This window comes from Thalassospira alkalitolerans, assembly GCF_002115745.1.
GTDB classification, from domain to species: domain Bacteria; phylum Pseudomonadota; class Alphaproteobacteria; order Rhodospirillales; family Thalassospiraceae; genus Thalassospira; species Thalassospira alkalitolerans.
Genome location: NZ_JFKB01000009.1, coordinates 75647 through 98602 on the forward strand (window position 1 = coordinate 75647; position 22956 = coordinate 98602).

Consider the following 22956-nt stretch of genomic DNA (forward strand, 5'->3'; position numbering starts at 1 on the left):
CCCCAATCGCAAACAAACTGTCACACTAAAATTCTAATGTGAGCCTCATCATTTGCGCCTGAACCGATGCTTCGCAGGGTTCGGGCGTTTCTTCGTATGTGTTACACGATGGGGGATCACACCATGAAACGAACGATTGCAGCCGGTTTTGCCGGTATTGCGGCCATGCTTCTTGCGACAACAGCGATGGCGGGCGCGGCCAAGGTTTTTGAAACCAAAAGTGCGATTAACAATCTGTCGACTGTCATGGTGGATGGCGGCAAAGCCCGCGATTTGACCGTTGGCCTTGGTTCAGGTGCCTATCGCCGCCCGATCGATCCGGCCAACATGTTTTATGCGGTTTCCGACCGTGGGCCGAACTTCGTTTGCGGTGATGTTGAAACCGTTCTGGGTGTTTCAGCCGATGTGGTTTGCAAGGGTGAAAAAGTCCGCGTTTATCCGACCCCGGATTATTCCCCATCGATCTACACCATCTTCCTGAAAGATGACGGCAGCTTTGATATCAAGGATGTCATCACCCTTAAAGATCAGAACGGTGTGCCGCTGACCGGTTTGACCAACAAACTGACCGTTGCCAAAACCGAAAAGCCGGTTGATGCCAATGGCAATGCATTGGCGCAATCTGTTTCGGCAATTGATGCCGAAGGCATTATCCGCCTGAATGATGGTTCTTATTGGATCGGCGAAGAAAACGCACCTTCGATCCTGCATGTTTCAGCCGATGGCACAGTTAATGAACGTATTGTTCCGGCCGGCTCAGAAGATGATTTTAAAGGTGCTGCCTATAAAGTTACCGGTGGTCTTCCGGCCATTTTGGTAAAACGCCAGACAAATCGCGGCATTGAATCGATGGCGGTATCGCCCGATGAAAGTAAACTCTATTTCATGGTTCAGAACCCGTTGTCGAACCCGGATGCTGATACCTATAAAAAAGCAAAAAACACCCGTCTGTTCGTATATGACCGCGCAAACAGCAAACTGACCGGCGAATATATCTATCAGCTTGATGATCCGCAGACCTTCCGCAACGATCCATCGAAAAAACAGAACGCTCCCCGCATTTCCGAGGTTCTTGGCCTTGGCGATGACCGCCTTTTGGTGCTTGAACGCACGGACAAGACCACCAAGCTCCATGAAATCAAACTGGGTGGTGCATCAAATATTCTGGCATCGCGCTGGGACGATATGTCCACCAGCCCATCGCTGGAACAGGAAAATAACCTTGAAAAAATCGATCTGAAGGCCGTTTCCAAGACCCTTCGTTTCGATAGTGCCGATTACCCGATGGCCCCGAACAAGATCGAAGGTCTTGCCATCATGGGTGATGGCGCACTTGCCATGATCAATGACAATGACTTTGGCATCAAAGGTGATGCAACCAAGGTCCTGCTGATTGATGGTCTGGTCCAGGCTGACAAATTCTAGTCGTTCTTATCTTGAAGATTTTCGGGCAAGTAACCTTCGTTGCTTGCCCTTTTTTACGCCCAAATGACCGCTTTTTTATTGTGCGGACGCCACACCATTGGCGAATATTTATTTTTAATAAATCAACCTCAAGGGGTGTTATTTTCAAAAAGCGGAATAATATTAGCACCTGAAAGAACAATTATATTCTTTCAATACCATGGCATCGCACCCTCGTATTGGACAGGACCTCCGCATGAAAAAAACAGTTATCCCGGCCAGCTTGTTTGCCTTTTCAATTTTGCTAACAAGTTCTTACGCCGTAACCGCAGAACAATCCCATTCAAAATGGGGCTATGACGGTGCTGGTGCGCCAAGCCACTGGTCAACCTTGGATCCCGCCAATCAGATTTGCGGAACAGGCAAGAACCAAAGCCCGATCAACCTGACAAATCGCATCGAAGCGGATTTATCCCCGATTGAGTTTCATTATGACGTCACCGCAAAGGATATCGTCAATAATGGCCATACAGTTCAGATTAACCTGAACTCAGGCGCCTATATCAACTTGGATAACCATCGGTTTGATCTGATCCAGATGCATTTCCATGCACCAAGCGAGAACCATATCGACGGTAAATCCTTTGCACTTGAAGCCCATTTGGTTCACGCCGATAAAGACAAAAACCTTGCCGTTGTTGCGATCATGTATGACATCGGAACTGAAAATACGGCATTGGCATCATTTTGGACAAACATGCCGCACATGGCCGGTGATAGCAAAGCCACGCCGAACAATACCAATATCGCCAGCGTATTATCCGAAGACCGCGATTATTATCGTTTCAACGGATCGCTGACGACGCCACCCTGTAGCGAAGGTGTCACCTGGCTTGTTCAAAAACAGCCACAGACGATATCAGATGCCCAGCTAAAGGCATTTACCGGTACTCAGCACGGACCGAACAATCGCCCGGTACAAAGCGTATTTGCCCGTCCGATCCTGCAATAAATCTGAATTCAACCAGCTTGTCCTTGCATCATCAATTTGCTGCTTTTACCGGCTGACAAAGCGCGGTAAAAGCAGCCCTATGAAACAAAACACAGATCAAGATATCAATACATTCGATATCCCCTATGGCATCACCGCCGTCATCGAACCAATGGATGCTACCGGTTATCTGGCACCGGTCGGCTTTGAAGATCAGTTGCGCGCCGAACTTGGCGACGTGATCGAAAGCCATGACCGGTTGATGTTTGCGCCGGGTCCGGAACGCCGCGTCTTTTGGGCGCAGAATGTCTGGCGAAATCCGATCCGCCTTGCCATCCCGTCGATCAAGGGTGCGGCCAAAATCCTGAAATTCAATCAGCGTAACTGGGCGATGTTCAAATTTGATCATTTTTCCCGTGCCAAGCTGATCGAAGCCAATTTGCCGCATGTTTCGGCAAAACGTCAGATTTTTGGTGACCCCGCACCGACCGCGCCACTGGGATCGTGGACACTGATCGATCCCGATACCATCATCGCATCGATGGATTGTTCCAGCCCATGGAAACATGGCGAGATCGAGTTTGAAGAAGACAAAACCACCCCGCCAAACCGCGCCTATCTGAAACTGTGGGAAGCCTTCACCCGCCTGGGCGTTGGGCCACAAGTTGGCGACCGCACCATGGATTTGGGCGGAAGTCCGGGCGGCTGGACATGGGTGCTGCATGAATTTGGCACAGATGTGATCAGCATCGACAAAGCCCGTCTTGATGCCAAGATTGCCACCTTGCCGCGAGTCGATTTCCGTCAGGAAAGTGCCTTTGGCCTTAATCCTGATGAAGTTGGCTATATCGATTGGCTGTGCTCGGATGTGATCTGCTATCCGGATCGGTTGTATCAATTGGTCAATCATTGGATGGATGCCGGTATGGCGACCAATTTCATCTGCACGATCAAACTGCAAGGTGACACTGATTATGCCGCCATTACTCAGTTCGCTGATATTCCCGGATCAAAAGTCGTGCATTTGTATAACAACAAGCACGAACTGACCTGGATGAAAGTACCCGGCGTTACCGATCAGGATTAATCCGCCGCTGAAATCACATCAGCAGTCCAACACCTTGATCGCCGGATCAATCGGGTAATAATCCCCCTTGTCCGCGCAGAAAATCTGGCCCGACGTTGCAATCCCGGTTGCACCGTCAAGTGTGCCCGGTGTGATCGCGACTTCTTCGGAGCGAACCGGGCGCCAGAACAGCGACGATCCGCATTCTTTGCAAAATCCGCGATCAGTCTGATCGGAAAGCCGATACCATCGCAACCCTTCGTCACGGATCAGATGCAACGCATCCTTACCAATTCGGGCATAAGAACTGACATGGCCGTGCAGTTTGCGACAAAGATTGCAGTGACAGATAACCGCATCATGCAATTCCCCGCAAACTTCATATCGCACTTCGCCGCAGTGGCAGCCGCCAGTGTGAACATTGCCCAATGATGTCTCAGTCCGCATCATATTTTCCCCTTCGAGCCAGATTTCATTGCTCAGTATCAGAACAAAATAATACGTCGCGCAAGCAGACTTGCCACAATATCAATGAAGTTGCAGGCAAAATTACGACGAATAATGTTTGAGCTTAACCAAAAGCAGTCCTATTCTGCGGCTTCTGTTGGGGCCCCGGATGATGACGCCACCGCGCCAGATGCCATCCGCCGCCTTGCCTCACAAGCGATGGGATATCATGACCGATCTGTCCTTCCATTATGATGTACTTGTCATCGGCAGCGGTGCTGCCGGTTTGTCCACGGCACTCAAACTTGCCCCACATGTTCGTGTTGCCGTCCTGTCCAAGGGCAAAATTGATGACGGTTCAACCAACTGGGCGCAAGGCGGGATAGCCGCCGTGCTTGACGCAGCCGACAGCATTGAAAACCACGTCGAAGATACATTGGTTGCCGGTGCCGGACTTTGCAAACGTGATACTGTGGAATTTGTGGCGCGCAATGCGCCCAATGCCATCAAATGGCTGGACGAGCTTGGCATTCAACTGACCCGTGATCCCGAGGGCGGCAATGACCAGCCGTTTCATCTGACGCGTGAAGGCGGACATAGCCACCGCCGTATCGTCCATGCAGCAGATGCCACAGGGCGTGCTGTTCAGACCACCCTGCAAAGCGAGGCGGCGAAACACCCCAATATCAAAATTTTTGAAGATTACCTGGCCATCGATCTGGTAACGGATCGTAAGCTCGGCGGTGAAGGCCGCCGCTGCATCGGGGCCTATGCACTTGAACTGACAACCGGGCAGGTGCGATCCTTTAACGCCCGCACCGTGGTTCTTGCCACCGGGGGTGCCAGCAAGGTGTACCGCTTTACGTCCAACCCTGATGGATCGACCGGTGATGGCATTGCCATGGCATGGCGCGCGGGGTGCCGGGTGATGAATATGGAATTCAGCCAGTTCCACCCGACCTGTCTTTATCATCCACAGGCCAAATCATTTTTGATTACTGAGGCCGTGCGCGGCGAGGGCGGCAAACTATTGCTGGCCGATGGGACGCGTTTCATGGACCGGTTTGACGAACGCGGCGAACTGGCCCCGCGCGATATTGTTGCCCGCGCAATTGACCATGAAATGAAACGCCTTGGTGCGGATTGCGTCTATCTTGATATCACGCATAAAGGCGCGGATTTCATCCGCGAGCATTTCCCGACGGTCTATGAAACCTGCCTGACCTATGGCATCGATATGACCAAACAACCAATCCCGGTTGTTCCAGCCGCCCATTATACCTGTGGCGGGGTTCTGACCGATCTGCGTGGTCGTACCGATTTGACCGGGCTTTATGCCATTGGCGAATGTGCTGGAACCGGTTTGCACGGGGCCAACCGGCTGGCATCCAATTCGCTTTTGGAATGCTTGGTATTTGGCGAGGCCGCCGCACGCGATATTGTTGAAGCACTTCCGGTTGATGACCGGTTCAAGGACCTCCCTGACTGGGATGAAACCGGCATTACCGATTCCGACGAAGAAGTCATTGTCGCCCATAACTGGGAACAACTGCGCAATGTCATGTGGGACTTTGTCGGCATCGTCCGCACGACCAAGCGTTTGCAACGTGCCCAGCATCGCATTGATCTGCTGCTATCGGAAATCGACGAATATTATGGCAATTTCCGTGTGACCAACGATTTACTGGAACTGCGCAACCTGTCGGTCGTCGCCAAGCTGATCATTCAATCCGCCCTGTGGCGTCACGAAAGCCGCGGTCTGCATTATACCACCGACTATCCAGAACGCGATGACAGCGCCACTCCGCGCCAAACCATTCTGGTACCGGAAAACTTCGCCGGGCGCTGGGTCGTATCGGGCCAATGGAAAACCTGATGCGGAAATCGACTGAACCCTGCCAGATAATGCCCGACAGCACCAAAGTACAAATCCGATAAACCCGATGAGTTTAGCATGACAGCCACCCTGATCGGTATCGCCCGCAAGGCCCGCTCGCGTGCGCCAATGGAAATACTCGACACTGTTGATGTCAGCCTGACGCACGGTATTGATGGTGATTGTCGCGGCAAACTGCGCAAACGTCAGATTACCATAATGACCATGGAAGACTGGCAGGCGGCCTGTGCGGAAATTGATCGCGCAGATTTGCCATGGACGACGCGTCGCGCCAATATTTTGGTTCAGGGCATTGAAATTCCCCAGATGCCGGGCACCCAAATCCGGATCGGCAATCTGATTGTCGAAATCACTGGTGAAACCGATCCGTGCCGCCGTATGGAAGAAGCCGCTGCCGGCCTCGAAAAAGCCCTGCGGCCTGATTGGCGGGGCGGGGCAACTTGCAGAACCATTCAACCCGGCACCATTCGAATTAATGATCCGGTGATTTTGCTCGGACCTGACTGATAGACATCTGGAAATTCAGCCCCGGCTTCCCACCTAAAAAAGACAGAAATCACACAGACGATTTGCGATGAGGCTTGCACTGATGCCCCGTATCAGGGACGAATGTCAGGCTGATACCAAGTTTCATTAAAAATATTCATCCTGCCGTGGGAGATCAATGTTGAAAACTGCACCGATTCCAGAAAACGAAGAAGAACGGCAGGAATCGCTCGAAAGCATGGGGATTTTATCGACCCCACGCGACCCGGAATTGGACCGAATCACACGACTTTGCGAACGGATTTTTGGCACCGAGATCGTTGCGATATCATTGCTCGACAATGACCGACAGTTTTTCAAATCACGCGTTAATCTGGCAGTTCCCGAAACACCACGTGACATTTCCTTCTGCGGTCACGCCATCATGCATGATGCACCACTTGTCATCGGCAATGCACAAACAGACGACCGATTCAGCGATAATCCTCTGGTTAAGGGGGCCCCGCATATCCGCGCATATGCCGGTGTTCCTCTATCGAATTCAAAAGGCTTTAAACTCGGCACTTTGTGCATTATCGACACAAAAACACGTGAGTTCTCCGACAGCGAGATCGAGACCCTGAAAGACCTTGCGCATTGGGTCGAAACAGTTCTTGCCTTGCGTTATACGGAACGCAACCAGAAACAGTTGCTTGCCGATCTGGATGCCGCCCATCGCGATATGATGATCGATAGCCTGACCGGCGTTTGGAACCGACGTGGACTTCAGGAACTTCTTTCGCGTGAAATGACCGCCGCCCGGATCAAAAACGGATCGGCCGGTGTTTTCATGCTTGATATCGACCATTTCAAACAGGTCAACGATACCTATGGGCATCTGGTCGGCGACAAGGTCATTCAGGATATCGCCGCCATCATGTCATCCAGCCTGCGTGACCATGATATTGTCGGGCGCTTCGGGGGCGAAGAATTCGTTTGTATCTTGCCGGGTCTTCGGCTCGAACAAACCATGTATTTGGGTTACAAACTGTGTAATGCGGTGCGGGACCAATGCCACGTAACCGGTCCCGATGGAAACTCCGTGCCAATCACGGTCAGCGTCGGAGCAACATGGATTTCGAATGAGACAACCGACTTGCATGAACCGCTTGATGTGCTGCGGGTTGCCGACGAAGCCCTTTATGATGCCAAGGAAAGTGGTCGCGACACCGTTCGATACAAGGCACTTGATACATTTGGCAATCTTGACGGACTAAGCGGTTAAAAAAACCTTCCGCACCGCGGACGGCACGGTTATCTGCCGTACCGTCGGTTTATGGCAGGATCCAAAACGACAGCCCCCGCGAAAGTCGGCCTAGGTCGTTACCTCACCCGCATGGGCAAGGATTTCTTCGGCCTCGCGAATTTCCTGTTGCTGGGCCCACATTTCAGCATAAAGACCATCCTGCGTCAGCAAATCCTGATGACGGCCACGCTCTGCCACCTGACCCTCACGCAGCACAATGATTTCATCAGCATCAATGACGGTTGAAAGCCGATGCGCAATCATAAGCGTCGTATGACCGCGCGACACATCACGAAGGGCTTGCTGGATATCTTTTTCGGTTCTTGTATCAAGGGCCGAGGTCGCCTCGTCAAAGATCATCACTTTCGGGCGTTTCAGCAACATACGTGCAATCGATACGCGCTGTTTTTCGCCCCCCGAAAGCTTCAAGCCCCGTTCACCGACCATGGCTTTGGAACCTTCTGGAAGGGCCGCGATAAAACGATCAATACTGGCAAGTTTTGCCGCATTGGTAATTTCGGCATCGCTTGCCCCCGGACGGCCATAGGCAATGTTATAAGCAATCGTATCGTTAAACAGGACGGTATCCTGTGGCACGATGCCGATTGATCGGCGTAAGGATGTTTGCGAAACGTCACGGATATCTTGCCCATCGATGGTAATGCGCCCCGACGACACATCATAAAAACGGAACATCAGGCGGGTTAAGGTTGATTTCCCTGCCCCGCTGGGGCCGACCACGGCAACCGTTTTACCGGCCGGAACGTCGAAACTGACGCCCTTAAGAATTTGCCGATCCGGATTATAGGAAAATTTGACATCTTCAAACCGGATCGACGCCTGATCGCAGACAAGATCCGGAGCATCTTTTTTGTCTTCGACTTCCTTTTCAACATCAAGCAACGAAAACATACGTTCCATATCGGTTAGCGATTGCTTGATCTGACGATAGACAAAACCAAGGAAGTTTAGCGGCATGTAAAGCTGCAGCAGATAGGTATTTACCAAAACAAAATCACCGATGGTCATCGAACCATCTTTGACCCCATTGGCCGCCAGCAACATGTTCAGAACCAACCCAACAGCAATGATCGCGCCCTGCCCGATATTAAGCTTCGACAGAGATTCCTGCGATTTCACCGCCGCGACTTCATACCCGCGCAACGCATGGTCATAACGCCGGGATTCGTGCTCCTCATTATTGAAATATTTGACCGTTTCATAATTGATCAGGCTGTCGATAGCCTTGGTATTGGCCTCGTCATCGCGCTGATTCATTTCACGGCGGAACTTCATCCGCCATTCGGTCACGATCAAGGTGAACGCGATATAGATCACGATGGTGACAAAGGTGATCAGGGCGAACCAGAAATCGTACAGCACCCACAGAATGCCCGAGACCATAAAGATTTCAAGAAAAGTCGGCAGAATATTGAACAACATGAAGGACAGAAGGAATTCTATCCCCTTGACCCCGCGTTCAATGGCGCGCGTAAGTCCGCCCATCTGGCGATCAAGGTGGAACCGTAATGACAGGGCATGCAGATGTTCGAACACACCAAGGGCGGATGTGCGAATGGCACGCTGCGCAACCTTGGCAAAAACAGCATCCCGCAATTCGCCAAAGGCCGAAGACAGAACCCGGATCAGGCCATAGGCCACAATCAAACCAACAGGAACGACAATCAGGGTCGTCGTATCCGCACCACCGCCTGTCGCGCCCGTTTTTGCCCCGCCGCCCAGCGCATCAACAGCGTATTTATACAAAACCGGGACATACACATTGGCGACCTTTGCCGCGAACAGCAAAAGAAGGGCGATGACCACACGGGCCTTAAGCTCGAACTCGCCACGCGGCCAGAGATAAGGCAAAAACGTTTTAACAACACCGAATTCGGCACGGGCCGTCGGTTGATTATTCGACATATTTTTCAAATTCTTTCCCCGGGCACGTACCGTAGAGCATTGCAAACAAACGGTCCGGGCTCTCTCGAAGTCCCTTCCCCATCACAACAAATGGCCCCCTAAAGGCCTTTTGGCAAGTTGCAGAACTATTTAGCCAAAACAAAACCGCGGGCAGAAAACTGCCCGCGGCTTGAATTTCGACATAAAGTAACGCGCGCGATCAGGCCGCAGCGCGATATAAACGCCGATCAAACAGCGCGATATCGGCATAGCGATGGCCCATTTTCGCAACGGCCAGAACACCCAGATCAACAAGCGGCTCAAGCAAAATGACCATCATATAGGCCCCGCCGAAGGTGACGACCTGTTCGACATTGGCCGCGCCAAAACCCTGTCCATAGAAAGCCCAGAAGGCAACCCAGGCAACAATCCCGCCCTGATAAGCCGTCGAAAGTGCCAATGCCTGCCCATAGGTGACATCCTTATAGGCAACCTTGGCCGGAATGATTTTCGATGCCAGCATGCTCATGGCGAACAATGGAACCAGAAGCGTGGTCAAATTGATGCCGTATTGCGGCAAATCGAACGGTGCAAAAAACACGCCCTGCAACAAAAGACCAAGTGCAAGGCCAACGGCCGCCGGTGCCGCACCAAAAATCAGAAACAGGGTAGAACCCAAAATCAGATGAACTTCGGAGACCCCGACCGGATGATGCGGCAAAACCTGAAAGAAGCAGAAAACAAATGCTGTCGTCGCAAGAGAGCGCAACACCGTGGCAATGACACCGTCATTGCGCATAGTATCAAAGGTCAGCTTTGCGGTTACGCCAACAGCACCCGTCGCTGTCGCATATGACAAGCCAATTTTTGCGGCATCAACAATGCCCGGTTCGATATGCATGGTACATAATCCTTGTGTTAGCACCCACCGTGCAGGAAGGCAGCACTTCCGCCTTCCGCTTTACGAATGCCCGGGCAGGTCTCCTGACTTGTGCTTTAACGTCTTACATCCGTCTTCCCGGAAAATTTTCCAGTGACGCAATGGATGGGACTGGCACTTACAGTTGCGGGGGCAGTTCCGGAATTGCACCATTTGGCACGCACCGTATTCCCTATTATTCCCAATGAATTATCATTGCTTCAGAACCCGAGCCCTATAAAGTTAACAGACATCACCCCAAAGCAAAACGGGAAAACAGGCAGAACGGAAATCTTTGCCCTACGACTTTTGATCAACCAAGATGATTGCAGTCTGCCGGTTTGAGGACTACTTTGCCGATTTGTCGATAAATTACACTAAAGCCCGACGACACAGTTCAAAACACCGGGCCCCCATCAGAGATCGGAAACAGGACCATGACGGTACTTGCCAGCATTGAAGAACAGGACATCGCAGCACTTATGCGCGACATGGGCATTCATGCCCGCAAAGCCGCCCTGAAACTGGCACAGATCCCATCGGCCCCAAAAACCGACGCCCTAAAAGCCGCTGCACGTAAATTGCGTGAAAATGCCGAAACAATCCTTACGGCAAATGCACGTGATATGGAAGCAGCCCGAACCAAAGGCATATCCGCGGCCATGCTGGATCGGCTTGCCCTTGATCCTGCTCGGGTCGAGGCCATGGCGGCCGGTGTCGAAGCCGTTGCTGATCTGCCCGATCCTGTCGGCCGCGAACTGGCCCGGTGGTCGCCGGAACATAATGGTCTTGATATCGCGCGCGTTTCCGTACCGCTTGGCGTGATTGGCATCATCTATGAAAGCCGCCCGAATGTGACGGCCGATGCCGGTGCCATGTGCATCAAATCAGGCAATGCTGCCATTCTGCGCGGCGGGTCGGAAAGTTTTCATTCATCGCGCGCCATTTTCGATTGCATGGCCGCGGGTATTGTCGAAGCGGGCCTTCCCGAACATGCCATTCAAATGATCCCGGTCACGGACCGGGCCGCCGTGGGAGAGATGCTTAAACTGTCCGATTATATCGATGTCATTGTCCCGCGTGGGGGCAAGTCACTGATCAGTCGCATCACCGATGAAAGCCGTATTCCGCTGTTCAAACATCTGGAAGGACTTTGCCATACCTATGTTCATGCCAGCGCCAATGCGGCCAAGGCCGTCGATATTGTGGTCAATGCCAAGATGCGCCGAACCGGCATTTGCGGCGCAACCGAAACCATTCTGATTGATAGCTCGATTGCCGGTCGACTGTTGCCCCGCATTGCCGAGGCCTTGGTAAACAAGGGCTGTGAACTGCGGGGCGATGAAACCGCACAGGCCATTGATGGCCGCATCAAACCGGCCACAGATGAAGACTGGGTCACCGAATATCAGGATGCGATTGTGTCGATCAAGGTCGTGCGCGGTGTTAACGAAGCCGTTGAACATATCAACACCTATGGCTCCCACCATACCGATGCCATTCTGGCCGAAGATGCCGATGCGACGACGACCTTCCTTAATGGCGTGGATTCCGGCATCGTGATCGTCAATGCATCAACCCAGTTTGCCGATGGCGGCGAATTTGGCATGGGCGCGGAAATCGGCATTTCGACCGGCAAGCTGCATGCACGCGGTCCGGTCGGAGTCGAACAGCTTACCAGCTATAAATACATCGTGCGCGGCACCGGCCAGACCCGCCCATGAGTTTTTCGACGCCCCGAAGCCATAACGCCCCGCCCCGTGTCGGATTGCTGGGCGGGTCGTTCAATCCGGCCCATGAGGGGCATCTGCATATATCGCTCGAAGCGTTGAAAACCTTGCGCCTTGACGCGGTTTGGTGGCTGGTTTCGCCTCAGAACCCGCTTAAGCCAAAAACCGGCATGGCCGACCTTACGAAACGGTTTGATTCGGCACTGATGATGGCAAAGCATCCCCGCATTGTGGTTTCTGCAATTGAATCCGAACTGGGAACCCGTTATACGGCGGACACTCTGGCAGCTTTGCAGCGTCGTTTTACCCGAACGCGCTTCGTATGGCTGATGGGGGCGGACAACCTGGCCCAGTTTCATAAATGGAAATGGTGGGACAGGTTGATTTTGCGCGCTCCCATTGCGGTCCTTGACCGTGAAGGGTATTCTAACAAGGCATTGTCCGGGACGGCAGCCAAGCGTATGGAACGCTGGCGCATCCCATTGGACAGGGCGGGTTTACTAGCCGATCACGATGTTCCGGCCTGGGTTTACCTGCCAATAAAGCGCCATCCGGCGTCTTCGACCGCAATCCGCGCCGAAGGCAGATGGCAGGTTTGACCGACGGGACGACCCCGAATCCAAAACGGATCGGGCCCCGCGTAATGTGAAGGTGGCGACCATAGGTACCGCAAAAAAGACTCTGACCCCGGGCGAGCTTCTTGCCCTTATCCAGAGCATACTCGAAGACGACAAGGCCGAAGACCTTGTTACGATTGATCTGATCGATAAGACCTCTATTGCTGATCATATGATTATTGCAACCGGCTCATCCTCTCGTAAGGTTGCGTCGATGGCAGAACATATTGTCGAACGCCTCAAAGCTGACGGTCAAGGCCGCGCTCTGGCAGAAGGCAAACAACAGGGTGACTGGGTTCTGGTCGATGCAGGCGACGTTATTGTCCATCTGTTCCGCCCGGAAGTTCGTGCGTTCTATAACATCGAACAGATGTGGGGCGTTGAAAACCCGGCTCTTAAAGAACAGGCGACGCGACTGTATTAATACAGTCCGTCCCGATTTGCTTCGACCACCGCGGGAATTTGCCATCGGTGGTCACAGGCGTGATCGGCAAGATGCAAATTACCCTTGCGGCAGTGGGCCGGATGAAAACCGGCCCCGAAAAAGATCTTTTTGACCATTACACAGCCCGCCTGCGCTGGCCCTTTGCGGTGCGCGAAGTCGAAGAAAAGAAAAAACTCCCGCCCAATCAGCTTAAAGATCGCGAGGCCGAGCTTTTGCTGGGCGTTATTCCCGACAATGCCTTTCTGATCGCGCTGGACGAACACGGCAAGGAATATGGATCTGTTGATTTTGCCGGAAAGCTTGAAGGCTGGATGGATCAATATGCCGGAAACATCGCCTTTGCCATTGGCGGGGCAGATGGCCATGGCACAGCCTTAAAATCACGCGCCAATACACTTTGGTCACTGGGCAAAGCGACCTGGCCCCATATGCTGGTCCGCGCCCTGATCGCGGAACAATTGTTCCGCGCCCACGCCATCCAGACCAATCATCCCTATCATCGGGAATGACTATTCAAACAACCTACTCATAAGCACAGGTTTAAAGTCCCCCGTTAAATCATTAATCTGAACCATCTAGTCGGCTCATACTTTGGGGGAAGGTTTTAATGGCCTCAACACTTACCAATAAAATATTAATCCTAGGATTTGCCTCAATATTGACCGCTTGCGCAAGTAGTAAGGTAGATTATCTTGAGCCCGATCAACAAAAAAACATTACAACAGAGACAGTAATACCCAATGATTTTAATCATGTATGGGATCAATACGTAGCCTCTCTATCTAAAAGTATCTTTGTGATCAACAATATATCTAAAGATAGTAGACTTATAAATGTATCTTTCTCTGCAAATCCCCCACAAGATTATATTAATTGCGGAAGAACAAAAATCACATCCAAGCACCCATCCAGAGGAACTGAAACTTTTAACTACGAAGTTGCCTCTGACTCCAACATTTGGCGTGGAATAGATGGAACAAACATCACTGTTGAACAGAAGATAAGAACAAGCTTGAATGGCGAGGCAAACATATACATTGCCCCACAAAACGGCGAGACTACGCTAGTTCGTACAAATGCACGATATTTATTTAATATATCTGTTGTCGAGACTGGGTTAACCATCTATCGCGAATCATCAAGTAATCACACCATATCCTTTGCCAGCAAGGAGACAGGCACCTCAAGCGATGGCATCAAGTGTTACAGCAAGGGAAAACTTGAACAAGACTTGCTCGAAATAGCCCGTCGCCTTCCGTAAGGTAGATTTAGACCTCAGCGCAAATCATACTGCATGCGCACGACGCCGGATTTGTAACTTTGCGATGCAACCAGTTTCGGCGTCGTGCCTGCCGCGTCACAGCCAAACAGCCTGATACCGTCGCCCAGAATTTCCGGAATGACAAAAACATCCAGTTGATCGGCAATGCCGCCAAACAGGAATTGCGTCACCACACTGGCCCCGCCAACGACCCAAATATCGCCCGTATCGGATTTATCTTCGCGAAGCTGCTGGGCAAGTTCCATCAGGCTGCCACCGTAGGCCGCCGTATTTGGCGGGCAATCTTTTGGCAGGTCGCGCGATGTCAAAACAATCGTGCGACGGTCCTTATAGGGCCAATCACCAAACTCCATCACCTGATCAAAGGTTTTTCGCCCAATGATCAGCGTGCCCACGGTATCCAGAAAGCCATCAAAATCAAACTCGGCCGGATCATAATCATCCAGCCAGTCGACCGCACCATTTACACGCGCGATATAGCCATCCAGACTGACCGCGATATAGATGCGGAACAGTTTCTTTCTCATATCTTTGCCCAACCTGTTGGGGACTTTGCCCCGTTTTGTTTTTTGTTTGCTCTTTGTAAGAATAACAGATTGGCAGCTTATGGTGGCAAGAATCAGGCTAAATGCCAAACGCCCCCAAAACTGCGGTTCCGGGGGCGTCTGATCATCAATAATCAAGCTCAACGTTCAGGGTTTAGCATTCAACCACGTTAACGTTGACCGCAAGCCCGCCCTGACTGGTTTCCTTGTACTTGCTTTGCATATCGGCACCGGTCTGACGCATGGTTTCAATCACCTTGTCGAGCGACACGGTATGTTGACCATCGCCGCGCATGGCAAGGCGGGCGGCATTGATCGCCTTAACCGCCCCCATGGTGTTGCGTTCGATACACGGCACCTGCACCAAACCGCCAATCGGATCACAGGTCAGACCAAGGTTATGTTCCATCCCGATCTCGGCGGCATTTTCAACCTGCTCTGGCGTCCCGCCCATCACCGCACAAAGCGCGCCTGCCGCCATGGAGCATGCCACACCGACCTCGCCCTGACAGCCGACCTCGGCCGCCGAGATTGAGGCGCGTTTTTTGTAAATCGAACCTATTGCCGCCGCCGTTAACAGAAATTCACGAATTTTCGTCTGCGTGACATTAGCGCCGAACCGTTCGTAATAACGTAAGACCGCCGGGATAACCCCAGCCGCCCCGTTGGTTGGCGCAGTCACCACGCGCGCACCGGCGGCGTTTTCCTCGTTCACAGCAAGGGCATAAAGATTGACCCAGTCAATCACCGTCAACGGGTCCTTAAGCCCCGCTTCGGGGCGTTCGGTCAGTTCAAGATAAAGTTTGCGCGCGCGCCGTTTGACATTAAGCCCGCCGGGCAGGATGCCGTCGGCCTTATAGCCACGTTCGATGCAATCCATCATCGCCCGATGAACCCGATCAACGAATTCTTCGGTTTCTGACGGTTCCCGCCAGCTTTTTTCGTTCTCGGCCATGATTTCGGCAATCGACAGTTTTGCCTTTTTGCAAATCGCCATCAATTCATCCGCCGATGAAAAAGGATAAGGCAGCGTAATATTATCGCCCGAATATTCCGCACCGCGATCATCGCCCGAAACGATAAAGCCCCCACCGACCGAAAAATATTCCTGTTTATGCAGGACCACACCATCACCATCAAAGGCCGTGATGCGCATACCATTAGGGTGTTCAGGCAGGCTTTCCGTCATATGAAAGACAAGGTTGGTTGCCCGATTAAACGATACCGGATGGGCACCATAAAGCCGCAATTGATGATCGGCATCGATGGCGGCGATGGTTGGCGCAATCAGATCCGGGTCGACAGATCGCGGACGTTCCCCCGAAAGCCCCATCAGAACGGCAGTATCGGTCGCATGTCCCTTGCCGGTCAGCGCCAGTGATCCATAAAGATCAACAATCACGGATCGGATTTTTGCCAGTAGATTGCGTGCGTCAAGTTCCAGACAAAACCGGTAACCGGCGCGCATTGGCCCAACGGTATGCGAACTCGATGGTCCGATCCCGATGGTATAAAGGTCCACAACAGAAAGGTTCACGTCCTGTGGACGTTGGTTTTGTTTTTCGGTCAAAAGGGCCTCCCACGGCTCTTTGCCGCACGGAAAAATCCGTCCGACGTTATCGAACCGGTGTCTTGCCCCCTCTGTCCCTTGACCTGAGATTGTGCGCCTTATGATCAAAAACAACGGGGTTTGATCACAGGGCTTCATCCTTCGGTGGAAATAAAATGCCGGGATATTTCCCTGACACCGTTTTCTCTCTCCAGAGCCTCAATCCGCAACGGTCCATGTGCCTGAGAGTTTTCGGGGCAATTGCTCCTTCGGCGCCATTCTGATCACAAGATCAAAACGGGCTCTCCCATCGCGGTTATTCGAGGTATCACCGTTGCGACGGAGATTACAGTCAGGTGGTGATCCTTGTCAAAAAGCAGCTTTGCACCTGCACAAAAAATACCCGGCCAGATGGCTGTTCAATGCCCCCATTCGTGATAGATTGCGCGGTGAAATTTCTTTAATCAACAACGCTCGCGGGCGGACCCACCGTGCCCGGCGTCTTTGTAATGATGGCGAAGTTACCCGCAAAGAACCATCTTTACCTGTAATTCAGCCTTTTACCTTATTTCGTGGGGTTATGATTGTGACTGTATCAAATACCGTAAAGCGCCAACGCCCTGTGGTGCTGTGCATTCTGGACGGCTGGGGTTATCGCGAAGAAAGCAAGGACAATGCCGTTGCATTGGCCAATACCCCTGTTTGGGACGCGCTTTATGCCAATAATCCAACTGGATTTTTAAAAGCATGTGGTCTGGATGTTGGCCTGCCCGAGGGTCAGATGGGCAACTCGGAAGTTGGCCACATGAATTTGGGCGCCGGTCGGGTTGTGATGCAGGAACTTCCCAAAATTGATGAAGCGGTCAAAACCGGCAGCATCGCCAATACCGATACCGTCAAAAAAATCATTGCGAAACTTAAAGAAAGCGGCGGCGTCTGCCATATCGCGGGCCTGCTTTCCGAAGGCGGTGTACATTCGCATCAGGTCCATATGGCCGCCCTTGCCAAAATCATTGCCAATGCTGGAATTGCGGTCAAAATCCACGCCTATCTTGACGGTCGCGATACCGCGCCGAAAAGTGCCGCCAAGTTTCTTGAAAAATTCCGCGCCCTGATCGGGGATGCGAATATCGAGATTGTGACAGTTACCGGCCGTTATTACGCGATGGATCGCGACAATCGCTGGGAACGTGTCAGCCAAGCCTATTTCACGATGGTGCAGGGCAAAAATTATGCCGATGGCCGCAGCGCCGAAAGTGCCGAAGCCGCAATCAAGGCCGCCTATGATGCAGATACCAGTGATGAATTCGTCCTGCCGACTGTGATTGGGGATTTTGATGGCATCAAGGATGGTGATGGTCTTTTGATGACCAATTACCGTGCCGACCGCGCACGCGAAATTCTGGCGGCAATCTGCGCACCCGATTTTGACGGGTTTGATCGTGGCACACCGGTTAAATTTGCAGTACAGGCCGGGATGGTCGAATATTCATCGGCGCACGCAAAATATATGGATGCAATTTATCCCCCGCAAACCTTGGTCAATATTTTTGGTGAAGTGGTTTCAAAAGCCGGCATGAAGCAACTTCGCATCGCGGAAACCGAAAAATACCCGCATGTCTCGTTCTTCTTTAACGGTGGCGAAGAGAAGGTTTTTGAAGGCGAAGACCGCATTCTTGTCCCGTCTCCCAAGGTCGCGACCTATGACTTACAGCCGGAAATGTCGGCACCGGAACTTACTGAAAAACTGGTCGCCGCAATCAAGACAGAAACCTATGACACGATCATCTTGAACTTTGCCAACCCGGACATGGTCGGGCATAGCGGCATTCTTTCTGCGGCGATGAAAGCCGCCGAAGCGGTTGACACTTGCCTTGGTAAAGTTGTCGATGCGGTCAAATCGGTCGGGGGCGTGATATTCGTCACCGCCGATCACGGTAACTGTGAAATGATGGTCGATCCTAAAACCGGCGAACCCCACACGGCACATACGCTTAACCTTGTGCCGACCATTCTGGTCAATGGGCCGGAAGGGGTGACGCTTGAAAACGGCCGCCTTGCCGATGTCGCACCGACTTTGCTGCAACTTTTGGGACTTCCGCAGCCTGCGGAAATGACCGGCACGCCACTGGTCAAAGGTTTGAAAGGGAATGATGCGCTTCTTGCGAACTGATTTGCGTTCGAAGACAACCCTGCCTGCGCTGGCGGTGATTACCGCCATGATCGCAGGCGGGGCTATGCCTTCGTTTGCCCAATCTGTCAGCAAGGTCGACAGCCAGCTTGATAAACTTGAAAGCCAGTTGTCCGAACAACAGAAACAAGAAGAGTTTCTGGCGCGCAAATCCCGCGAACTCTGGACCGAGGAACAGGCCCTCCAATCCGAAGCGATTTCAGTTGCCAGACGGACCCAGCGCCTTGAAACAACGCTGACCGATCTGGAAGATCAACTGGACGACCTTGAAGTTCGCGAAAAACACGCATCCACAAGTCTTGAAGACAAGGCCGGACAATACGCCCGTATCCTGATGGCCTTGCAGCGCCTTTCAACCACGCCGCCCGAAGCTGTCATTGCACTACCGACCAGCCCACAGGATACGTTACGATCGGCCATACTTTTGAAAGCGGCCCTGCCCGGTGTCGAACAGCATGCGCGTGACCTGCGTGCCGAATTGACCGAAATCGCAACCCTTCGGGAAGACATTCGCACCCGGCGCAGCGAAATGGCATCTGCCACAGACGAATTGCAGCAAGAACGCCAGTCTTTGGCCGCCTTGCTGGGCGAAAAGCGCAAGTTACGCTCGGAAACCGAGGCCGAGGCGAAAATGGCGTCACGCGCCGTTAATGAGCTGGCCGACAAGGCAAGGTCATTGGGGGATTTGCTGACAAGCCTGAAAAAGCGGGCTGACGGTGTTCCGATACCGCGTATACGCCCGGAACGCCAGATCGCCAAAAACGTCGAACAACCAGCGAAACCTTCACCTTCGACGACGATTGCCAAAAACGAACCGCCGACACCACCACCTGAAAAAACCGCACCGGCCCAAAAGCCGACACCGGCGGATGACGAAGAATTTGCGGTCGGCAGTTCGATCACATTGGCACACGGACAATTGCGTATGCCCGCAAGCGGCAAGGTCGTTACACTGTTCGGTGAACGGTCAAAAGGACCGGACGGACTGGCAGTTACACATTCCAAAGGGATCGAGATCGATACCCGCGCTCGCGCGCAAGTCGTTTCGCCCTTTGACGGGAAAGTTGTGTTTGCCGGACCGTTTCGTGGTTATGGTCGCCTCTTGATTATCGAACACGGCGAAGGATACCATAGCTTGATCGCTGGTTTTGATCGGCTCGACAGTGTGGTAGGACAATATTTGTTGGCGGGTGAACCTGTTGGAATAATGGGTGAAATATCGCCTAAACTCTATCTGGAGATGCGCCATGATGGTGAAGCGGTCAATCCGCTTCCCTGGTTGGCCTCGAAAAACGGCAAGGTAAGTGGATGAAAACCTCTCGATTGGCAGTATTTGCACTCGCTACCGGCATGACTTTGGGCCTTGCTTTGCCCGCGCTGGCGCAATCTTCAACAACAACATCGGCTGAAACCTATCGGTTGTTGAATCTGTTCGGCGACGTATTTGAACAGGTAAAGGCAAAATATGTCGAAGAAGTCGATGACAAACAGCTGATCGAAGCTGCAATCAACGGCATGCTGACATCGCTTGATCCGCATTCCTCATATCTTAATATGGATAACTTCGAGGAAATGCAGGTTGATACTCGCGGTGAATTTGGCGGGCTTGGTATCGAAGTCACGATGGAAGAGGGCTTTGTCAAAGTCATCTCGCCGATTTATGACACGCCAGCCGAAAAAGCCGGTCTGCAGCCGGGCGATTTCATCACCCATATCGACGGTAAACCGATCCGGGGGCTTGGCCTGAACGAAGCGGTCGAGATGATGCGCGGCAAGGTCAATACCGACATCCGTCTGACCATCATCCGCAAGGGCGAACAGGCCCCGTTCGATGTTACCCTGACCCGGGCCGTGATCAAGATCCAGTCGGTTCGCGCCGAAACCAAAGACGATATCGGCTATATCCGCATCACCAAATTCAACGAACAAACCTTTAGCGGCCTGCAACGTGCCATTACCGACATGCGCGATCAGATCGGGCCGGAAATGAAAGGCCTTGTACTCGATTTGCGCAACAATCCAGGCGGTTTGCTTGACCAAGCAATTTCGGTTTCCGATGCCTTCTTGGATAAAGGTGAAATCGTTTCAACCCGTCCGCGTGATACGGAAAACACCGAACGCTATAACGCCCGCCCCGGCGATCTGGCCGAAGGCCTACCCATCATCGTATTGGTCAATGACGGTTCGGCATCGGCGTCTGAAATTGTCGCCGGTGCGCTTCAAGATCACCGCCGGGCTGTCATCATGGGTACCCGAAGCTTTGGCAAAGGATCGGTTCAAACCATCCTGCCAATGCCAGGCAATGTTGCCTTGCGCCTGACGACGGCACGTTATTACACGCCATCAGGGAAATCGATCCAGGAAGTTGGCATCGTGCCCGACATTATTGTCCCGCAGGCCCACGTGGAAAGCATCGAGACCGCCCAGCGTCGCTCGGAAGCGGATCTGAATGGCGCGCTGCGCAACGAGGATCAAACAATCGACGATGCGGCAAACAAGGCCAATGATCGCCGAAGCGCTGCCGAGGAAATTGCGCAGAAGGATTATCAACTGTCACGTGCACTCGATATGATCCGGGGCATTGCCCTATTCGCACCTCGCCCGCAAGGGTGAGGGCGATCTTGCACATCGAAAGAGACTGACCTTTCGTGATCAGGAAACTTACACAGTTCTTGCGGTTTCGCCGAAAGAAGGATCAGGACCCTCTTGATGACATGGCTGAGGATGAAACAGATGTTTCAGAGGAAGCCGTGTCATACGAGGATCTTCCTTTTAACGAGCTGCCGATTGAAATGCAGTGGGATCGTCTGCCAAAGCACCCACCTTCGCGGCGCTGGTGGCTGTCCAAAGTCCTGATCATCACCCTGTTTCTTGCTCCATTTGGCGTGATTGGCGTCAGCTTGATTCCGATCCTGGATCCGGAAACCGGCTGGCGTCTGTTCCATATGGGCGGCCCAAAGACCTTGTCCGCCGTGCCCGGTTCCGAACGTGAATTACAAGAAGAAATCGCCCGAGGCGTCCGCGATGTAGAAGAACGCACCCGTGCCGAACAGGAAGCCGCCAATGCAGGCAAGACTGGTGATCCGCAAAGTGCCGAAGACATCACCAATCAGCTTGGTGGTGCTTCCAATCTGGCCGGCGCTCCGGGTCAGGACGGTGTATCATCGGACGGCACCACCACACCAAACCTCGAAGAACTTGCCTATGAAGAAGCACTGGACAAGCCGATTGAACCCGACGCTTTGCGCCCGGCACCGATCCCCGGGCTAGACGAAGAAGGCAGTTTTGGTCGCATTCCGCGTATTGCCGATGATGGAACAACGCCATTTGACGCCTATAAACGACCCTTTGAAATCGTCGAAGGCCAGCCCTATGTCGGGATCATCGTGACCGGTATTGGCCTTAACGACAGACGGACACAGGCCGCAATCACAGATTTGCCACTTAATATCTCTCTTGCGCTATCACCCTATTCGCGCGATCTGCCAAAAGTTGCTGCAAGTGCTCGCGAAATGGGGCATGAAATCTTTCTGCAATTGCCGATGGAACCAATTGACTTCCCGCTTTCCGATCCCGGACCTCGCGCACTTTTGACCAGCCTTCCCGAAGGCGAAAACCTTGTCAGGTTTGAATGGCTTCTTGGGCGTTTCCCCGGCTATGCCGGCGTTGTCAGTTATCTTGGCACCAAATTTGGCAGCCTCGACAGTGCTATCCGCCCGATCATCGAATTCATTGACCGTACGGGCCTTATGTATGTCGAAGGGACCAGTTCCGGATCTATAAGCCTTGGTGCGCAACTTTCAGCCAATATCGAAACCCCCAATGCCATTGCCAATATCATGATCGACGATGTGCCAAGCCGGCGCCAGATAGATGCCCGTTTGGCTGATCTGGTGGCACAGGCCAAAAGTAACGGCGTTGCGATTGGCATTGCCCAATCCTATCCCGTGACGATCCAGCGTTTGCGAAATTGGGCGGTCCGCCTTGAACGCCAGGGCGTTAAACTTGCGCCGGTTTCGGCCCTTGCAAAACGCCAGGTCACAGCGCAATCTGCGGTCGAAGCCGAAGCCGCCCGACGTGAAGCCGCACTGGCGGAAGAACGCGCGCTCAAAAATGGTGATGCAGCCCCATCCTCTGATGGCGGCAACGGCGGAGATAACGCCGAAAGTGGAACAATCGAAAATTGACCTAAGAGCC

The 22956-nt window shown here is 52.7% G+C and carries 20 protein-coding genes and 3 riboswitches; of the genes, 15 read left to right on the forward strand and 5 right to left on the reverse strand.

Annotation, left to right across the window (positions count from 1 at the left end):
• Positions 1-123: 123 nt before the first annotated feature.
• The 3 genes from TALK_RS13830 (at position 124) to TALK_RS13840 (ending at position 3482) form a co-directional block, all read left to right on the forward strand.
• Complete coding sequence (locus TALK_RS13830; RefSeq protein ID WP_085619874.1) at positions 124-1425, forward strand: esterase-like activity of phytase family protein; 1302 nt, start codon at positions 124-126, stop codon at positions 1423-1425.
• A 235-nt stretch (positions 1426-1660) separates the two neighbouring features.
• Positions 1661-2416 (forward strand): carbonic anhydrase, encoded by a 756-nt coding sequence (locus tag TALK_RS13835; protein WP_085619726.1) that lies wholly within the window; start codon positions 1661-1663, stop codon positions 2414-2416.
• A gap of 79 nt (positions 2417-2495) precedes the next feature.
• Positions 2496-3482 (forward strand): SAM-dependent methyltransferase, encoded by a 987-nt coding sequence (locus tag TALK_RS13840; protein ID WP_085619727.1) that lies wholly within the window; start codon positions 2496-2498, stop codon positions 3480-3482.
• An 18-nt stretch (positions 3483-3500) separates the two neighbouring features.
• Here the strand turns inward: TALK_RS13840 and TALK_RS13845 are convergent, their stop codons facing one another.
• Entirely contained in the window at positions 3501-3911 is a 411-nt protein-coding gene (locus TALK_RS13845) for a GFA family protein (RefSeq protein WP_245829907.1), read from the reverse strand.
• Positions 3912-4077: 166 nt separating this feature from the next.
• On the opposite strand from TALK_RS13845, the gene nadB reads away from it, so the two are divergent.
• The 3 genes from nadB to TALK_RS13860 all read left to right on the forward strand — a co-directional run bounded on the left by nadB (position 4078) and on the right by TALK_RS13860 (position 7555).
• Positions 4078-5784 carry an L-aspartate oxidase gene (gene nadB, locus TALK_RS13850; RefSeq protein ID WP_245829909.1) on the forward strand — a complete coding sequence of 569 codons (1707 nt, stop codon included), beginning with the start codon at positions 4078-4080 and terminating at the stop codon, positions 5782-5784.
• A gap of 78 nt (positions 5785-5862) precedes the next feature.
• A complete protein-coding gene (locus TALK_RS13855; protein WP_085619728.1) occupies positions 5863-6312 on the forward strand; it encodes an MOSC domain-containing protein in 450 nt (149 codons plus the stop codon).
• Positions 6313-6469: 157 nt separating this feature from the next.
• Positions 6470-7555: a sensor domain-containing diguanylate cyclase gene (locus TALK_RS13860; protein ID WP_085619729.1), complete on the forward strand. Its 1086-nt coding sequence runs from the start codon at positions 6470-6472 to the stop codon at positions 7553-7555.
• Positions 7556-7645: 90 nt separating this feature from the next.
• Here the strand turns inward: TALK_RS13860 and TALK_RS13865 are convergent, their stop codons facing one another.
• The gene (locus TALK_RS13865) at positions 7646-9502 is read right to left on the reverse strand and encodes an ABCB family ABC transporter ATP-binding protein/permease (RefSeq protein ID WP_085619730.1); all 1857 of its coding nucleotides are present in this window, start codon (positions 9500-9502) and stop codon (positions 7646-7648) included.
• Positions 9503-9701: 199 nt separating this feature from the next.
• Positions 9702-10382, reverse strand: coding sequence for an energy-coupling factor ABC transporter permease (locus TALK_RS13870; RefSeq protein ID WP_085619731.1), 681 nt, complete (start codon positions 10380-10382; stop codon positions 9702-9704).
• A 56-nt stretch (positions 10383-10438) separates the two neighbouring features.
• Positions 10439-10647: riboswitch (cobalamin riboswitch) on the reverse strand.
• 190 nt (positions 10648-10837) lie between these two features.
• On the opposite strand from TALK_RS13870, the gene TALK_RS13875 reads away from it, so the two are divergent.
• The 5 genes from TALK_RS13875 (at position 10838) to TALK_RS13895 (ending at position 14453) form a co-directional block, all read left to right on the forward strand.
• Positions 10838-12124, forward strand: a complete 1287-nt coding sequence (locus TALK_RS13875) for a glutamate-5-semialdehyde dehydrogenase (protein WP_085619732.1) — start codon at positions 10838-10840, stop codon at positions 12122-12124.
• The gene (locus TALK_RS13880) at positions 12121-12729 is read left to right on the forward strand and encodes a nicotinate-nucleotide adenylyltransferase (protein WP_085619733.1); all 609 of its coding nucleotides are present in this window, start codon (positions 12121-12123) and stop codon (positions 12727-12729) included. Before TALK_RS13875 ends, TALK_RS13880 begins: the two co-directional genes overlap by 4 nt.
• A gap of 52 nt (positions 12730-12781) precedes the next feature.
• Positions 12782-13171: a ribosome silencing factor gene (gene rsfS, locus TALK_RS13885; RefSeq protein ID WP_085619877.1), complete on the forward strand. Its 390-nt coding sequence runs from the start codon at positions 12782-12784 to the stop codon at positions 13169-13171.
• 71 nt (positions 13172-13242) lie between these two features.
• Complete coding sequence (gene rlmH, locus TALK_RS13890) at positions 13243-13701, forward strand: 23S rRNA (pseudouridine(1915)-N(3))-methyltransferase RlmH (protein WP_085619878.1); 459 nt, start codon at positions 13243-13245, stop codon at positions 13699-13701.
• A gap of 98 nt (positions 13702-13799) precedes the next feature.
• The gene (locus tag TALK_RS13895; RefSeq protein WP_085619734.1) at positions 13800-14453 is read left to right on the forward strand and encodes a hypothetical protein; all 654 of its coding nucleotides are present in this window, start codon (positions 13800-13802) and stop codon (positions 14451-14453) included.
• 14 nt (positions 14454-14467) lie between these two features.
• Here TALK_RS13895 and TALK_RS13900 read toward each other — a convergent pair whose 3' ends face one another.
• Positions 14468-15001: a dihydrofolate reductase family protein gene (locus TALK_RS13900; RefSeq protein ID WP_085619879.1), complete on the reverse strand. Its 534-nt coding sequence runs from the start codon at positions 14999-15001 to the stop codon at positions 14468-14470.
• Positions 15002-15173: 172 nt separating this feature from the next.
• Positions 15174-16589: an L-serine ammonia-lyase gene (locus TALK_RS13905; protein WP_139833836.1), complete on the reverse strand. Its 1416-nt coding sequence runs from the start codon at positions 16587-16589 to the stop codon at positions 15174-15176.
• A gap of 69 nt (positions 16590-16658) precedes the next feature.
• Positions 16659-16785: riboswitch (glycine riboswitch) on the reverse strand.
• A 3-nt stretch (positions 16786-16788) separates the two neighbouring features.
• Positions 16789-16888, reverse strand: a riboswitch (glycine riboswitch).
• Positions 16889-17148: 260 nt separating this feature from the next.
• Here TALK_RS13905 and gpmI point away from each other — a divergent pair.
• From gpmI to TALK_RS13925, 4 genes are all read left to right on the forward strand, one after another.
• Positions 17149-18741 (forward strand): 2,3-bisphosphoglycerate-independent phosphoglycerate mutase, encoded by a 1593-nt coding sequence (gene gpmI / locus TALK_RS13910; protein WP_085619881.1) that lies wholly within the window; start codon positions 17149-17151, stop codon positions 18739-18741.
• Position 18742: 1 nt separating this feature from the next.
• Positions 18743-20071: a murein hydrolase activator EnvC family protein gene (locus TALK_RS13915; RefSeq protein ID WP_245829910.1), complete on the forward strand. Its 1329-nt coding sequence runs from the start codon at positions 18743-18745 to the stop codon at positions 20069-20071.
• Positions 20068-21372 carry a S41 family peptidase gene (locus tag TALK_RS13920; protein ID WP_139833837.1) on the forward strand — a complete coding sequence of 435 codons (1305 nt, stop codon included), beginning with the start codon at positions 20068-20070 and terminating at the stop codon, positions 21370-21372. The genes TALK_RS13915 and TALK_RS13920 overlap by 4 nt, the downstream gene beginning before the upstream one ends.
• A gap of 101 nt (positions 21373-21473) precedes the next feature.
• Positions 21474-22946 (forward strand): divergent polysaccharide deacetylase family protein, encoded by a 1473-nt coding sequence (locus TALK_RS13925; RefSeq protein WP_085619736.1) that lies wholly within the window; start codon positions 21474-21476, stop codon positions 22944-22946.
• The last annotated feature ends 10 nt before the right edge of the window (positions 22947-22956 follow it).

Excerpts from the sequence above, each read along its gene's own strand:
- TALK_RS13830 (WP_085619874.1), top strand. The coding sequence starts at position 124 with ATGAAACGAACGATTGCAGCCGGTTTTGCCGGTATTGCGGCCATGCTT.
- TALK_RS13835 (WP_085619726.1), top strand. The coding sequence starts at position 1,661 with ATGAAAAAAACAGTTATCCCGGCCAGCTTGTTTGCCTTTTCAATTTTG.
- TALK_RS13840 (WP_085619727.1), top strand. The coding sequence starts at position 2,496 with ATGAAACAAAACACAGATCAAGATATCAATACATTCGATATCCCCTAT.
- TALK_RS13845 (WP_245829907.1), bottom strand. The coding sequence starts at position 3,911 with ATGATGCGGACTGAGACATCATTGGGCAATGTTCACACTGGCGGCTGC.
- nadB (WP_245829909.1), top strand. The coding sequence starts at position 4,078 with ATGATGACGCCACCGCGCCAGATGCCATCCGCCGCCTTGCCTCACAAG.
- TALK_RS13855 (WP_085619728.1), top strand. The coding sequence starts at position 5,863 with ATGACAGCCACCCTGATCGGTATCGCCCGCAAGGCCCGCTCGCGTGCG.
- TALK_RS13860 (WP_085619729.1), top strand. The coding sequence starts at position 6,470 with ATGTTGAAAACTGCACCGATTCCAGAAAACGAAGAAGAACGGCAGGAA.
- TALK_RS13865 (WP_085619730.1), bottom strand. The coding sequence starts at position 9,502 with ATGTCGAATAATCAACCGACGGCCCGTGCCGAATTCGGTGTTGTTAAA.
- TALK_RS13870 (WP_085619731.1), bottom strand. The coding sequence starts at position 10,382 with ATGCATATCGAACCGGGCATTGTTGATGCCGCAAAAATTGGCTTGTCA.
- TALK_RS13875 (WP_085619732.1), top strand. The coding sequence starts at position 10,838 with ATGACGGTACTTGCCAGCATTGAAGAACAGGACATCGCAGCACTTATG.
- TALK_RS13880 (WP_085619733.1), top strand. The coding sequence starts at position 12,121 with ATGAGTTTTTCGACGCCCCGAAGCCATAACGCCCCGCCCCGTGTCGGA.
- rlmH (WP_085619878.1), top strand. The coding sequence starts at position 13,243 with ATGCAAATTACCCTTGCGGCAGTGGGCCGGATGAAAACCGGCCCCGAA.
- TALK_RS13895 (WP_085619734.1), top strand. The coding sequence starts at position 13,800 with ATGGCCTCAACACTTACCAATAAAATATTAATCCTAGGATTTGCCTCA.
- TALK_RS13900 (WP_085619879.1), bottom strand. The coding sequence starts at position 15,001 with ATGAGAAAGAAACTGTTCCGCATCTATATCGCGGTCAGTCTGGATGGC.
- gpmI (WP_085619881.1), top strand. The coding sequence starts at position 17,149 with ATGATTGTGACTGTATCAAATACCGTAAAGCGCCAACGCCCTGTGGTG.
- TALK_RS13920 (WP_139833837.1), top strand. The coding sequence starts at position 20,068 with ATGAAAACCTCTCGATTGGCAGTATTTGCACTCGCTACCGGCATGACT.
- TALK_RS13925 (WP_085619736.1), top strand. The coding sequence starts at position 21,474 with ATGGCTGAGGATGAAACAGATGTTTCAGAGGAAGCCGTGTCATACGAG.